The organism is Psychrobacter sp. KH172YL61 (assembly GCF_007182895.1).
GTDB lineage: Bacteria > Pseudomonadota > Gammaproteobacteria > Pseudomonadales > Moraxellaceae > Psychrobacter > Psychrobacter pacificensis.
Genome location: NZ_AP019516.1, coordinates 766202 through 780722, shown reverse-complemented (window position 1 = coordinate 780722; position 14521 = coordinate 766202). Strand labels below are relative to the sequence as shown.

The 14521-nt window shown below is 42.7% G+C and carries 9 protein-coding genes and 5 pseudogenes; 7 read left to right on the top strand and 7 right to left on the bottom strand.

Translation table 11 applies throughout. From position 1 onward, the window contains the following. Positions 1 to 152: 152 nt before the first annotated feature. Together PKHYL_RS03995 and PKHYL_RS03990 are read left to right on the top strand one after the other, a co-directional pair. Positions 153 to 811: pseudogene (locus PKHYL_RS03995) on the top strand (YcxB family protein). 256 nt (positions 812 to 1067) lie between these two features. Next, positions 1068 to 1552 (top strand): annotated as a pseudogene (locus PKHYL_RS03990) (Dps family protein). Positions 1553 to 1671: 119 nt separating this feature from the next. Here the strand turns inward: PKHYL_RS03990 and PKHYL_RS03985 are convergent. The 3 genes and pseudogenes from PKHYL_RS03985 to PKHYL_RS03975 form a co-directional block, all read right to left on the bottom strand. Next, positions 1672 to 2373, bottom strand: a complete 702-nt coding sequence (locus tag PKHYL_RS03985; protein WP_071002112.1) for a DUF2057 family protein — start codon at positions 2371 to 2373, stop codon at positions 1672 to 1674. Between the two features lie 103 nt (positions 2374 to 2476). Further along, positions 2477 to 3280 (bottom strand): DnaA regulatory inactivator Hda, encoded by an 804-nt coding sequence (gene hda / locus PKHYL_RS03980; protein WP_071002113.1) that lies wholly within the window; start codon positions 3278 to 3280, stop codon positions 2477 to 2479. A gap of 316 nt (positions 3281 to 3596) precedes the next feature. Then, positions 3597 to 4713 (bottom strand): annotated as a pseudogene (locus PKHYL_RS03975) (AI-2E family transporter). A gap of 313 nt (positions 4714 to 5026) precedes the next feature. Between PKHYL_RS03975 and purM the strand changes: the two are divergent. Both purM and purN read left to right on the top strand, forming a co-directional pair. Next, positions 5027 to 6076 carry a phosphoribosylformylglycinamidine cyclo-ligase gene (gene purM, locus PKHYL_RS03970; protein WP_071002115.1) on the top strand — a complete coding sequence of 350 codons (1050 nt, stop codon included), beginning with the start codon at positions 5027 to 5029 and terminating at the stop codon, positions 6074 to 6076. Then, complete coding sequence (gene purN / locus PKHYL_RS03965) at positions 6076 to 6759, top strand: phosphoribosylglycinamide formyltransferase (RefSeq protein ID WP_071002116.1); 684 nt, start codon at positions 6076 to 6078, stop codon at positions 6757 to 6759. The genes purM and purN overlap by 1 nt, the downstream gene beginning before the upstream one ends. Positions 6760 to 7027: 268 nt before the next feature. Here purN and PKHYL_RS03960 read toward each other — a convergent pair whose 3' ends face one another. The 3 genes and pseudogenes from PKHYL_RS03960 to PKHYL_RS03955 all read right to left on the bottom strand — a co-directional run bounded on the left by PKHYL_RS03960 (position 7028) and on the right by PKHYL_RS03955 (position 9763). Continuing rightward, positions 7028 to 8056 (bottom strand): aldehyde dehydrogenase family protein, encoded by a 1029-nt coding sequence (locus PKHYL_RS03960; protein ID WP_269778243.1) that lies wholly within the window; start codon positions 8054 to 8056, stop codon positions 7028 to 7030. Then, positions 8053 to 8406, bottom strand: a complete 354-nt coding sequence (locus tag PKHYL_RS17135) for an aldehyde dehydrogenase family protein (RefSeq protein ID WP_269778242.1) — start codon at positions 8404 to 8406, stop codon at positions 8053 to 8055. Before PKHYL_RS17135 ends, PKHYL_RS03960 begins: the two co-directional genes overlap by 4 nt. 366 nt (positions 8407 to 8772) lie before the next feature. Continuing rightward, a pseudogene (locus PKHYL_RS03955) lies at positions 8773 to 9763 on the bottom strand (LysR substrate-binding domain-containing protein). A 654-nt stretch (positions 9764 to 10417) separates the two neighbouring features. Here PKHYL_RS03955 and PKHYL_RS03950 point away from each other — a divergent pair. The 3 genes and pseudogenes from PKHYL_RS03950 (at position 10418) to PKHYL_RS03940 (ending at position 13744) form a co-directional block, all read left to right on the top strand. Then, positions 10418 to 12004, top strand: a pseudogene (locus PKHYL_RS03950) (isocitrate lyase). A gap of 154 nt (positions 12005 to 12158) precedes the next feature. Further along, positions 12159 to 12770, top strand: a complete 612-nt coding sequence (locus PKHYL_RS03945) for a CYTH domain-containing protein (RefSeq protein ID WP_240366026.1) — start codon at positions 12159 to 12161, stop codon at positions 12768 to 12770. Beyond that, positions 12713 to 13744 carry a CHAD domain-containing protein gene (locus tag PKHYL_RS03940; RefSeq protein WP_240366025.1) on the top strand — a complete coding sequence of 344 codons (1032 nt, stop codon included), beginning with the start codon at positions 12713 to 12715 and terminating at the stop codon, positions 13742 to 13744. The genes PKHYL_RS03945 and PKHYL_RS03940 overlap by 58 nt, the downstream gene beginning before the upstream one ends. A gap of 236 nt (positions 13745 to 13980) precedes the next feature. Here the strand turns inward: PKHYL_RS03940 and PKHYL_RS03935 are convergent, their stop codons facing one another. Next, a complete protein-coding gene (locus PKHYL_RS03935; protein WP_223333200.1) occupies positions 13981 to 14496 on the bottom strand; it encodes a L,D-transpeptidase in 516 nt (171 codons plus the stop codon). Positions 14497 to 14521: the final 25 nt, after the last annotated feature.

The window sequence follows — 14521 nt, the reverse complement described above, 5'->3', positions numbered from 1 at the left end:
CAGTGAACAGATCCGCTTATATGTTTCATTTAAGAGTACTTTTCGGTAAGATAAGCGCATACCTTTATTTACCTACAGCCAAGTAGTACATCATGACTTGGCTTTGGCGATGTAAACCCAAAACTTTTAACATAAGCATCTGAGAAACCTTTATGGCCCTGTATCCTTACACGCTCCAACCTGTCGCCTTAAACCTAACTGAAGCTGAATTCCTTCAAGCCCAATATGAACTGTTTGCCAGTGCCAGCCCCTCTTTTGGTCTGTCAAGCTTTAAGACCAAAGAATGGATCATTATGGCTGTGGTTGTGGTACTCGCTATTGCAGGACTGATCTTTGTAACAGGCTACTCAACCATCATTTTTTGGTTGATGCTCGTTGGTGTGGTGATTTATCTATTGGCGCGTACTTTAGGCTTTAGATGGTATGTAAAAAGAGAGTTTGAAAAACAAATTGCTGATCAAGAGATGCCAGATGAAATGCGTCAAATGAAGCTTGGTGTACAAAAACATGGTCTGGTCATGGCAATGCCAAGCAACCAGCCTGAGATGATGAAAAACTCGCAAATGCGCGGTATGCAAATGCGTGCAGGTGCGACCAGCAAGCGGTTATTCCGTGGACTGCTATCAAGAGCTGGGACGAGACTAACGACTATATCTTTATGATGTTTGAGATGAAAGGCCAGCAAGGTAGCCAAATTCTTCCGAAACGTTTGCAAGCGCAAAAATTCCCTATCGATACGGTACGTCAACATCTACAAGAAGTGGTTCCGGTCAAAGGCTTAAATCCTGAAAACTTGCAGCCGCCAGCATAAAGGTTATCAGCTCTCTCTATCGTTTAGAAAAGCGATAGAGAGACTCAATTATAGTTTTATAAAACCAATTGTAAAAGTAAATTTATTATCTTTAACTTACTAATGATAGTTTGCTATTATTATAAGCATCAAAGGAAGAGCTAGAGCTTATATAGATATTAATAAAAGTTAAGATATTTTTATTTTTATGCTAATTAACTACTACTCGTCTTTCTTCAATTTTATATAACAACACTCACACTATAAGGACAATATTATGAGTAATACTAATAACGCTACTAACCAGATCGGTTTAGAAAAAGCTGACATGAGCGAAGTTATCGCTCAATTAAACAATCTGCTATCAACGTACCATGTGTTTTACTTAAATGTACGTGGCTATCATTGGAATGTAAAGGTGAGCACTTCTTTACTTTGCATCCAAAGTTTGAAGAATTATACACATCGCTACAGTTACAGATTGATGAGATCGCTGAGCGTATTTTAACGCTGGGTGGTACACCACTTCACGCTTACAGCGATTTTGCACAACACACGAGCATCAGCGAAGACAAAAACGTCAAAGATGGTACATCTTGCGTTAAAGGCGTAGTAACTGGTTTACAAGCGCTCATTGCCGAGCAGCGTCAAGTATCGTCATTAGCAGCAGAAAGCGACGATCAGGGTACCGCTGATCTGGTTGATGAATACGTACAAGAGCAAGAAAAGCTGGTATGGATGTACAATGCCTTTTTGGGTTAATACTTTACTAAGCTGATCACACTTAGCTTAAATAAATCCAAATAACAGTAAAACTTAGAACCATAAAAAAGCACCCAGCTGGGTGCTTTTTTATGCTCAGCGATCTGTAACAGATTGATTTACTGTTGAATCCATTGACGCATCTTTTCACGCTCAGCAGGTGTTGCTTGTAGCCAAATCTGCATAAATGAATCTAAGGTATTGGTAGAGGTATTCACACTCGTGGTTTGCTTGATATTGGTCGTACCAACATTAGTATTGTTTGGCATTGCTGCTGGTTGATCTAATGCTGCTATCGCACGTTGGTTTTGTAATTCTGCATCGCCCGCCCCACCAAACACACCACCTAGCGCCTTACCAAGTCCTGAAAGCAGTCCACCTTGATTACCAGCCATACCCTGTTGACTTGCGATAACTGTATTGTTCTGCTGAATAGCGAGTGTTGGCTGCTTAGCATAATCTTTAGCGGCTTCGTAATCTTCTGGCTGGTTCGGCATCGTCAAACGATACGTTTGGTTATCTGCCAATTCCGCCGTCACGCTGACGTTACCTGAACGCAGGTAATCATGCTCATCACGCTGCAAGTTATATAAGCGGTCATACTTAGCAGTGATAGCGTGTTGACCTGGCTCAAGGGTAAACTTTTTAGTTAGTGGTTGAAATAGACTTTGCTGAACTTCTTGTCCATTGATGGCAGTCACTTTGATATGGTCATCAACCAATAGCGTCACAGCGGCTTGTGACATCACAGAGACTGAGGTCGCACCCACAAACAACAGTCCAATAGTCAATTTTTTTAGCAAAGAAGCATTCGATTTCATAGGTTATTCCATTAATAGTGAAAGCAGGTTGGATAAAAAGTTCGTATTCTTACTGTTATTTGTATTTTTGCTGCTAAAAGTCTTACAATTAAAAATTTTACGACTAAAAATCAAGTGGCATCGTATGTTGGTCTTGATCCGTCGTCACATTGTCTACTTGCGTCTCTTGGGCTATATCAGCCAGCTCTGCTGCAAGCGTTTGCTCATCAATGGTACGCAGCGCGTCACTGATCACCGCTTTTGATATATTACTGCGGCCAAGGTTAGAAAACATTGGCTGTATATAATTGAGCACTTCCATCATTGCACCGATACGATGTGGCCCTTCAGTCAATAAATGATTAATAATTCGATCATCAAACTGCCAGCCGCGCCGACGCAAAATGGACTGAAGCAGTGCTTGACGGTCTGCTAAATCATGACCAGTAGGCACCTTAAAAGCTGGTGCTTGTGCTAGGCGCGTTAATAAATCTCTCAATTGAAACGGTAAGTCGCCAGCCGGCTTATTGGCTGCAAATAAAAGCTGGCGCTGCCCTTCGCGGCTACGATTGATTAGATGAAACAGCGCTTCTTGCCACTGACTACTTTGCTCAAGCACTTCTAAATCATCGATAGCGATCAGATCAAAGTTTTCTAAAGAAGATAATACATGGACGTCGGTATGGATCAATTCATTGAGCGACAAGCAAATGGCTGATTTGTCCATTTCAATAAATGACTCACAAATAGCGGAGAGCAAGTGAGACTTACCCGTCGCAGGGCTACCAAACAGGTATAACTGACCAATCAGGCCGACATGTAATTGCCGCACTGCATCAATAATAGACATCCAACCAGGACCGGCAAAGTCACTAAGACTTGCATCATGCTTAATGTCCAGATTGAGACTTAGCTGTGCTTCTGCCATGGATCATCAACTCGTGTTGCGTAGTGCAATATAAAAGTGCAGTAGAAAAAGGAATAAATTGCTATTCAGTACTATCCATACTACCTGATAAAAATATGTGCAGTGGATATATAGCTTTTTTATGATGGATGAATTGCCCTAATTAGGCTAATCTTGATAAAAAATATAGCAACGGCTGATACGATCAACACTGCGACTATATATAACATATTTGCAAAATGACTGACAAGTCTTTTACCTACTAAGCCTGATCAACCATTTGCTTTTTTCTTCCCATTTGTACGCTATCCGCTCACTATATTCAATAATAAAATATTTACTTCTTCTCAAACAGTAGCAATTGCTTACGACCTTTATAAAAATCTGTCGTAAGATAATACGCATATAGGTGGCGGAACAATACATTTAAGACAGCAGAGACTGGTAGCGCAATTAACATACCCACAAAACCCAATAGACTGGCGCCTGCTAATACCGCAAAGATAACCCATAATGGTGATAAACCAATTTTATCACCTAATAGTAGCGGCTGCAGAATATAACCTTCTGCAGCTTGCCCGACCAAAAACGCCCCAACAACCAATAACAAATAGGTCCAATCCAACCCAAACTGAAACAAGCAAGCGATGATAGCGGCCACAAATCCAATGCCAAAACCCAAGTAAGGTACAAAGCTTGCAATACCCGCTACCATACCGATGATAAGTCCAAGCTCTAGACCAATAAGCTGCAGCTGTATTGCATAAATAGCACCCAGTAGCACCATCACCAACAGCTGGCCTTTAATAAACGCCATTAAAGCCTGATCGCACTCTTTGGCGATGCCAATGACTTGTTTGCAGTATGCTCCTGGTATCGCCATCTTCCACGTCTGTAAACGCTGATCCCAATTGAACAAAAAAATAAAACGTTAAAATTGGCACCAACACGATCAGTCCTGCACTGTTAATAAAGTTCATACTTGAAGTCAGTACTTGGCTCATCATGGTACTGGCATCAGCAAACTTATAATTCGTTTGCATATACTCGACCAGCGTCTCAGAAAAATCCTTCGACTCTAAGACAGGCAATTGAAAACGAGTATTACTGTTGAACCACTCTCGTACCACTTGATTATACCAACTAGATATCTTAGGTAGATACTCCCAAGCGGCTTGCAGCTGATGCCACAATGTCGGTACCAACCACCAGAGCAACAGCGCCATCCCTACAGTGATGGTAGAGTACACAATAATAATTGCGATCCAACGTTTGAGATGTTTTGACAATCGCTTTACCAAAGGATTGAACAAGTAGGCCAGCATAAAAGCAAATATAAACGGCACAATGACTGGTATCATCAGGTAGAGAAGGAATAGCGCCACAACCAAAACGACGACGATAAATAAACGTCTGAAAAAGGGTCGATTGGTTGGTTTATCATGATAAGTAATCCTATATGTGGGCTGATTTGAGATAGTGACAAAAATTGCGGTACTTGAGCCGTCAGGAGTCGTAAATCTAGTGTTTTATTATCGCAGAGTACAACAAAAAATCAGTCATTTTTGTTTCTTAATCGCTTATTTGCCATTTAATGCAAAACTTAGCCAAATATCGGTAAGTTGCTTTGCGAGTGTGGTCAGTTTTTGGGTATAATGCGCGCACTATCTTTAAACTTTGCCTTTAAACTTTATCTCGCTGATTGTAGCGTGATTGACTCCCCTTACTTTTTAATTCCAATTATCTATCCCCAACTGTGAGATGACTATGAGTGACAAGCCTTCTTTAAGCTACAAAGACGCCGGCGTTGATATCGATGCAGGCGATGCTTTGGTTCAGCGAATCAAGTCCGTTGCAAAAGCCACTACTCGTCCTGAAGTCGTGGGTGGACTTGGCGGTTTTGGTGCGTTATGCCGTATCCCAACAGGCTACACTTCTCCGTTATTGGTGTCTGGTACTGATGGTGTGGGCACCAAACTAAAATTGGCATTACAGCTCAATCGTCACGATACCATCGGTATTGATTTGGTCGCGATGTGTGTCAATGATTTGTTGGTTTGCGGTGCAGAGCCACTATTTTTCTTAGATTATTACGCAACAGGCAAGCTTGATGTTGATGTAGCTGCGACTGTGGTCACTGGTATCGGCGATGGTTGTAAACTTGCCAACTGCGCGCTTATCGGTGGTGAAACTGCTGAAATGCCAGGTATGTATCAAGACGACGATTATGACCTCGCTGGATTCTGCGTGGGCGTGGTTGAAGAAAGCGAGGTCGTGACTGGTGACAACGTTACCGAAGGCGATGTTCTGATTGCACTTGCCTCAAGTGGGGCACACTCAAACGGCTACTCACTAGTGCGTAAAGTCATCGAAGTTAGCGGTGTTGACGTGGCTACTAGCGATGAGCAACTAGATGGTCAACCTATTCAAGATGCCTTGATGGCCCCTACTCGTATCTATGTCAAAGCAATCAAGGCATTGCAGGATACCCTTGGTAGCTCAGCGCTTCATGCCATGTCACACATCACAGGTGGCGGTCTCACTGACAACTTGCCACGAGTGCTCCCTGATGACCTAGCGGCTAGCATCGATACCAGCAGCTGGCAGTTCTCAGAGTTATTCACTTGGTTACAGACCCAAGGCAATATTGAGCAAAGTGAGATGTACCGCACCTTTAACTGCGGCGTTGGTTTTGTCATCGTGGTGCCTAAAGACAAAGCTGAAGCAACGATCAAGACGTTGACTGACGCTGGTGAAAACGCTTGGCAACTTGGCGAAATGGTCAAACGTGAAGCCGATGCCGTGGTATACCGTTAATGTCAATTGATCAGACAAGCCAACCTGTCAAACCATTACGCATTGCGGTTTTGGTATCAGGAAGTGGCAGTAATCTACAAGTCCTCATAGACGCCATGCAAGCAGGTGCGCTACCGATTGAAATCGTTGGTGTCATTAGTAATCGCGACGACGCTTATGCCGTCACCCGCGCCAAAGACTCAGGCATCGAGGTCGCCGTACTCTCGCACGTAGAGAGCGGCAAGCGCATGGGCATCAAAACCTTTGAAAAGCACGCCACCGCACAGCTTGAAGCGTGGCAGCCTGACTTGGTCGTTTTGGCAGGCTTTATGCGGGTATTGAGTGCAGACTTTATTGATAACGCGCCTGCACCGATGATTAACCTGCACCCATCGCTACTTCCCGCTTATAAAGGGCTAGATACGCATACCCGTGTACTCTGCTCAGGTGAGCGTGAGCACGGCTGTAGTATCCATGTGGTCACCGCCGAGCTGGATGCAGGACAAGTGTTAAGCCAAGGGGTCTTGCTTATTCGTCATACCGACACGCCTGATAGTTTGCAAAAGCGCGTACAAGTGCTGGAGCATCAACTATTGCCGTGGACGATATTACAAATCGCTATTGGCGGCGTGTCATTAACGCCAAGTGAGCAAGCCTCTAGCATCTTGCCGGCCCTGCCCTTACGTCTATTGATTGACGCTTAGTTGTTTTAAGATATTAGAGCGTGCGCCTAATTCAAGTGTTTATGACTAAATGGGCTAAAAATGGCTAAATCTTTGGCAAACGGTGTCAAATAGCTGGTCAATATCTTGATATTACCTGCGTTATTTTCCTTGTTTGCCTATGATTTATCTCATTTTTATCACCATTTTTAAAATAGGGACACGCCCTATTTTCAACCGCACAAAAAACCCAGCTATTAAGTAGCTGGGTTTTTCTTTAGTCTTTAACAGTTTTACGTATTATTCTCTGTTATTTTCCAAATACGTGTACTGCTTTGATGTTGACAAACTCTTTAATACCAAAGCCGCCGTGCTCGCGACCATAGCCTGAGTTCTTCACACCACCAAATGGCAGTGCAGGATTGGCAAGACCGTAACCATTGATATAGACCATACCAGTATCGAATTGCTCACTGGCTAAGCGAATGGCTTTTTCTTCATCTTTTGAGAAGATAGCGCCGCCTAGGCCGTAACGACTGTCATTTGCAATGCGCATTGCATCGTCGTCATCTTTGGCGCGAATCAATGACGCCACTGGGCCAAACAATTCATCGTCGTAGGCAGGTTGACCTTTCTCGACATTTTCTAAGATAGTTGCTGGATAGAAACTGCCTTTACCTTCTGGTACTTTACCGCCAACAGCAATCGTTGCACCTTTTGCTACGCTTTGTTCTACTTGCTCATGCAACTGATCTCGTAAGTCTGCACGCGCCAATGGACCGATGTCTGAGCTGTCATCCATTGGGTCGCCAGATTTTGTACCTTCAAATTTTTCTACGATACGCTTGCGGAATTCATCATACACGCTATCGACCACGATGAAGCGTTTCGCTGCTACGCAAGTTTCACCGTTATTGACTAAACGGGCTTGGGTACAGGTCTCTACAGCGGTTTCTATATCGGCGTCTTCTAGTACGATAAAGGCGTCATTTGAACCGAGCTCTAGTACTGATTTTTTGATTGCTTTGGCCGCTTGTTGACCAACGATACGACCAGCAGCATCACTACCTGTGAGCGTTACGCCACGTACTTTGTCATTTTCAATCAATTTTTCTGATTGGTCATGGTCAATCAAAATTGTACGGAATAAATCATTTGGCAGTTCAGACTCGTGGAATATTTTTTCGATCAATAAGCCAGAACCTGTGACGTTTGCTGCATGCTTAAGTAGCACGCTGTTACCTGCCATCAAGTTAGCAATGGCATAGCGAAAGACTTGGTACGCTGGGAAATTCCATGGCTGCATACCATAGATAACACCGATTGGCTGATAAGTCACGATACCTTTTTCATGCTTTCGATATCTCGCTCATCATCGGCAAGCGCAGCAACACCATTTTCAGCAGTGTAATCACAAATTGCTTTACATAGATCAACTTCTTGCTGGCTTTGCCCATAGAGCTTACCGCGCTCTTCGGTCATAAGGCGAGAAAGCTCTTCTTTATATTCCATCAGCTTGTCACCGATAGATTGAATGATACGGCCACGCTCTTCATGGCTCACCGTACGCCACTCTAAAAATGCATTATGTGACGCATCAACGATTTTGTTAACTTCGTCGTTGGTCATATAGTCATAATTTTTAATGTCTTCACCCGTTGCTGGGTTAACAGTAGTAATATCTGACATGTAGATGTCCTTATTATTTGATTTTATATATTCAGTATTATTGGCACTTTTAATTGTTTGGTATTGCGTTGATAGGATAACTCAATAAATGAATCGATAAGTCGTTTTCTATCTGTGCTTATCATAACAAGGTATTTGGCGAAGAGTTTTACAATATATTGTGAAGTGTGTTGAAGATGTTAACAGTGTAACCCTCTTATTAAGAATAGCTAAATATTGAATAAGACTACATAGCAACACTAAACAAAAAAACCAGCCTAGTGGCTGGTTTGGTTCGTTGAATATACCAAATATAGGTTAAACAATAATATTCAAAGTGAGTTGATTACTTACTATAAGATACTTACTACTTTGTAAAAAGTCTCATTAAAACAAGTGATTAATGACAGGTATTTCTTGTGGTGGATTTTCTTCCTCAGCCACTACTTGCCGTGCCACATGCATGATTAATTGACGCAACCAACGGTGAGCAGGGATGGTGCTGTAGCAATGGTGACCATGCCATGGTCAGCTCAAACTCAGGAATAAAAAACGGCGGTTCTTCCATAATAATACTGTCGTTATTAGCCTGCATACGAGCCACACGGGTTGGCAATGTCGCTATCAAGTCTTTATTTGCGGCAAGCATGGCTGGCATCTGATAATGACGAGTGAAGACACTAATTTGGCGTTTTTGGCCCAAACGTTGCAATGCCTGATCAATAGATCCTAGGCCACCTGATTTTTCTGGATTAACCCCAAATCCCACGCCCATCCCTGTTTTAGATACCCAAACATGTTGCGCTTTTAGGTAGTTTTTCAGATTAAAGCGGTTGGCATAAGGACTTTCAGACGATAGCAAGCAACTAAACGTATCACGCCATACCAATACCTGATGAAAGCTCTGTGGTATCTCATTAAAACGATTAATCGCCAAATCAACACGCCCCTGCTCCATATCGCGATAAGAGACATCTGAGGGTGTCAAAAAATCCAAAATGACATTGGGTGCTTCCGAACGTAGTGCCTTCACTAGCCTCGGTACCAAAGTCGCTTCGGCATAATCTGATGTCATGATTCGAAAAACACGAGAGGTACTATAAGGACGGAATTCGGTACGCGGCTCTAGTACTTGAGTCAAATCTGCAAGTATCTCACGGATGCGTGGCTGCAACTCAAGGGCGCGCTCAGTCGGTGTCATCCCTTCAGAGGAGCGCACCAGCAATGGATCATTAAATAACTTACGCAAACGGCGCAAGATATTGCTCATGGCAGGCTGGGTGATACCAAGCTGCTCAGCTGCGCGAGTGACGTTTTTTTCTCGTAGCAACACATCTAGATGGACTAATAAATTTAAATCAACCCGCTGCAAATTCATATGTATTTCTCTTAGCTTTTAAAAGACAAGCACCACGGCATGCTTGGTGTTATCAGTACTGAAATGGTGATTTTCGATCTAGGACCGCATAATTTTGCGAATTTTTATTGGTTTTACCGCAAAAGATACTCAGCATAACTCAATTTCATCACCATAAGATACTGTTATGACTACATTATAACCTATAAAAATACTAAAGATAAGTATCATAAATTAGATAAATCTTGGTAAGGCAGTTATAGTGAGTTCCATAAAGGATTTGCGGTACAGACCACAAACCTGAGTTTTACGAACGGGTTATCGTCCAAAAAACAACATAGTTAAATAGCATAGTAACGGTTTATCTCGACAGTGAAACACTACCAAGTGTCAGTATAATTGTAACATCTCTTGTTGCTAATTATGACAACGCTGTTTATTAAATGCTCAAACACCTTTGATAGACATGGACAAGCTGAATCAACACTATACATCAGTAATTATTTGTCAACTGCTGAGTTCAGCAATCTTCTTGTATTCATGCACAGGTTTGTTTAGGGTAAAGAAGACCTTTACGAGGTATTGATAGCATCACTACCAAATTTATTGATAACGCAAATTATTACTTTAACGCTCAATTTATTATTTTTTACACCCCTACCAAGGAGACTATAGATGTCAACTGCATATAAATCAGCGATCGACCTAGTACGTGAATTAAAAGCAAAAGCACGGCAACTGGCAGAACATTAGCGAGACTGATGCCGCACGTATGATGTCACAAAACCGTTTTAAAACGGGCTTGGATATCGCAAAGTATACTGCAAAAATCATGCGTCAAGACATGGAAGATTATGACAATGATACATCTCAGTATACACAGTCTCTAGGTGCATGGCATGGTTTTGTGGCACAGCAAACCATGTATGCTAAGAAAAAGTACTTCGGTACGACCTCTAAAACTTATATCTATCTTTCAGGTTGGATGGTAGCGGCGTTACGCTCTGAGTTTGGTCCATTACCTGACCAATCTATGCACGAAAAACATCAGTACCTAAGCTAATCGAAGAAATCTACACGTTTTTGCGTCAAGCTGACGCTAAAGTATTGAACGACTACTTCCGTGAGCTAAATGCTGCTGAAGAAGCGGGTCAAGACACCTCAGCTATCCTAGAAAAAATCGAAAACTTTGATTCACATGTTGTGCCAATCATCGCTGATATCGATGCAGGTTTCGGTAACGAAGAAGCGACTTACCTATTGACTAAGCAAATGATCGAAGCTGGTGCTTGTGCCATTCAGATCGAAAACCAAGTATCTGATGTGAAGCAGTGTGGTCACCAAGCGGGTAAAGTGACTGTACCGCACGAAGACTTTATCGCCAAACTAAACGCCATCCGCTATGCATTCTTAGAGCTTGGTGTCGAAGACGGTGTTATCGTTGCTCGTACTGACTCTGAAGGCGCATCGTTGACGCAAAAAATCCCAGTATCAAACGAACCAGGTGATCTTGCTTCTAAGTACATCGATTTCCTTGAAGTTGAAGAGATTGAAATCGACGAAGCAAAAGAAAATGACATGCTGCTCAAACGTGATGGCAAATTGGTACGCCCAGTACGCCTAGCAAACGGTCTATACCAATTCCGCGAAGACACCAACATCGACCGCGTGGTTCTAGATTGTGTAACTGCTCTAGAAAATGGTGCTGACCTACTATGGATTGAGACGCCAACGCCAGATGTTGCGCACATCAAATCAATGGTTGACCGTATCAAAGAGCAACAGCCTAAAGCCAAGCTTGTATACAACAACAGCCCATCATTCAACTGGACGCTTAACTTCCGTAAGCAAGTCATCGCGAAATGGGAAGAAGAAGGTAAAGACATCTCTGCATACAATAAAGATGACTTGATGAGTGCTGACTACGACGGTACTGAGCTTGATGCAGCAGCTGACGTTGCCGCTAAGAACTTCCAACGTGATGCGTCACGTGAAGCTGGTGTATTCCATCATCTAATCACGCTACCGACTTACCACACGACTGCTCTTAGCGTTCATGAACTTGCTAAAGGTTACTTCGGTGAAGAAGGCATGCTTGCTTATGCAGCTGGCGTACAACGTAAAGAAATCCGCGAAGGCATCTCTTGTGTTAAGCACCAAGCAATGGCTGGTTCTGACCTTGGCGATGACCACAAAGAAATCTTCTCTGGTGATAACGCACTAAAAGCTGGTGGTGGCAAGAACACGATGAACCAGTTCTAATAAACCCTAGACTAGCAGTACGTACTTAAAAAACCGCCCTATATCATGTAGGGCGGTTTTTTATTGCGGTTTAAATAATCAGAGAGTGGTAGACTAATAATTATCAAGCAAAACCGTCAATCAAAGCCATCAGTCAGAATTATTAGGAGCCAATATGCAAGAGATAGAGCTGAAGTTTTTGGTACCAGAGTCACGTCTAAAGGGTTTAATGCGGCAAGTAAAAGTTAAATCTTCCCAAGTGACGCAACTGGCTGCACATTACTACGATACTCCTGACCAGCAGCTTGCACAGGCAGGTATCGGTCTGCGTATTCGCAAAGAAGGCGATACTTGGGTACAAACCATCAAAGCTGGTGGCGATGGCATTGCCACTCGTTTGGAGCACAACGCTGTGTTAGATGACAAGCAAGTGCAGGAAATGCTTCATAATAATGGGCTGATGCCTGATTTGACGATATATGCAGAAACTCCTGTCGCCTCTGCATTGGCTGACTTCAAACTCAAAAAGTTAGCAAAAAACCTAACACGACTGTATGTCACCAACGTCGAGCGCACCACGCGCTTACTGATAGAAGATAGTAGTGACGAAACTGATAGTTGTATCGAGATGGCTTACGATCATGGAGAAATTGTCCATGGTACTGATGACTCTCAGCGAAAAACCATTCAGGAGATAGAGTTCGAGTTGGTGTCAGGAGATTTAGATTTTTGTTTACGACAGCCAAAACATGGTGCAAACGTTACAAGCTGTGTCTATCTACCGTGACCAAAGCTGAGAACGGTGGCTTGCTCATCAACGGACAGAACCACAGTCCAGCAGTTGGCGCTGACCTAAGCCAACTAGATTTGAACAAAGACAGTAGCATGCCCGCCTTTATACGAGCAGCCGTACATAACTGTCTATTACAGATACTGCCAAATAGCAGTGCTATCGTCGCTGGAAGCATTGATGACGAGCATGTTTTGCAGGTAAGCATTGGTCTTGAGCGCTTGCAGGCTGCGTTAACAGCATTTGATAGCTTTTCTGACGAGATCAATCCTGACTGGCTACCGATACTAAAGCAAACCTCGTCGTTGCTGGACAATTATTACCAACTCACTCATATCAATACCTATATCGAGCCTGAGCTACAGGCACTCGGAGCCCCTGCTGTTGATTGGACGACAGATATCGAGAACATAAAAATCACACCGATCAATACACTGCAAGCCAATGACTTTCAGCTCACCTTGCTAGAGCTGATTGCCTTTACCATGAGTGACCCTAGTATTGAGCCTCAAACGGATAAACTTGCTCTCGACAAGCTAGCAAAAATTCTATCGAAACAATATAACAAGTGCCTCAAAGCAGATAAAGAAACTGATGAAGTAAGCAGTACCGATCTTGTGAGCGATGATGTAAATGTTGATATGGATATCTCTGAGGATAATCAAGACGAAGCGCTACTATGCGATCACCTAAAAGCGTTACGCTACATAAGTGAGTTCTCTGCGCCTTTGTTAAGTAAGAAAAAAGCCAAGAAGAAAACCAAACGTTGGTTAAAGCGTCTGATAAAAGCGTACATAGCGCTAGAGCAACGCAATGATGACAATCAATATCAACAGTTCTATGCCCTAAAATCAGCGAAAGATACCAATGCTCTATATGGTGCAGGTTGGTTTGCTGCCATGCTCACCGATGACCCAATTTATATCGAAACGCGTTTGGCTAAATTTAAAGACAGCTCAACATTTTGGTAAAACGTCTTACTCGGTAAAGATACCTCGATAAAGATACATTGCTTAGTAAAAGGACAGCTTTTATCAATGAAGCTGTCCTTTTTATAGATAAACCATTTTATTTTTCGCTTCGATCTTATCGTTCAATATTTATACCTTTCACTACCATCCTTAGCCGTCATCGGATTTTTTGGCTCAAATACTGATAAGTAAATATGCTATAGAAATGTAGAAATAATAAGCACAATTAATCTTCGTTAATCTGCAACGATCATTACCGGCATACCCTCTTCGACTTGCTCAAATAATTCCACGATATCTGTATTACGCATACGTATACAGCCATGTGAAAGCGGTATACCCATCGGCTCAGTATCTGGTGTGCCGTGGATATAGATGTAGCGCTCATAAGTATCACAGCCACCTTGACTGTTGCTACCTTTATTCGAGCCTTCTTCCAAACCGCTCAACCAAAGAATACGGCTCAGTATCCAATCACGCTTGGGATGTAACGTGCTAAGAGCGGCATCATACACCTCGCCAGTCGGCACACGGCCCACAAACACAGCATTCATAGGCTCACTGCCGCCTATTTTTTTTGCAATGATATGCTGACCAAGTGGCGTGCAACCACTATCTTGCTGACTACCGATGCCATTTTTTGCCGTAGAGACGGTATATTCAGTGACCTCAGCTTGCTGCTTATGCATTGTTAATGTCTGCTTAGCAATATTAATCACTAGATGTTTATTAAAAGTTTCATTATTCGTCATAAATGCTTCCCGCTATCAATCATCC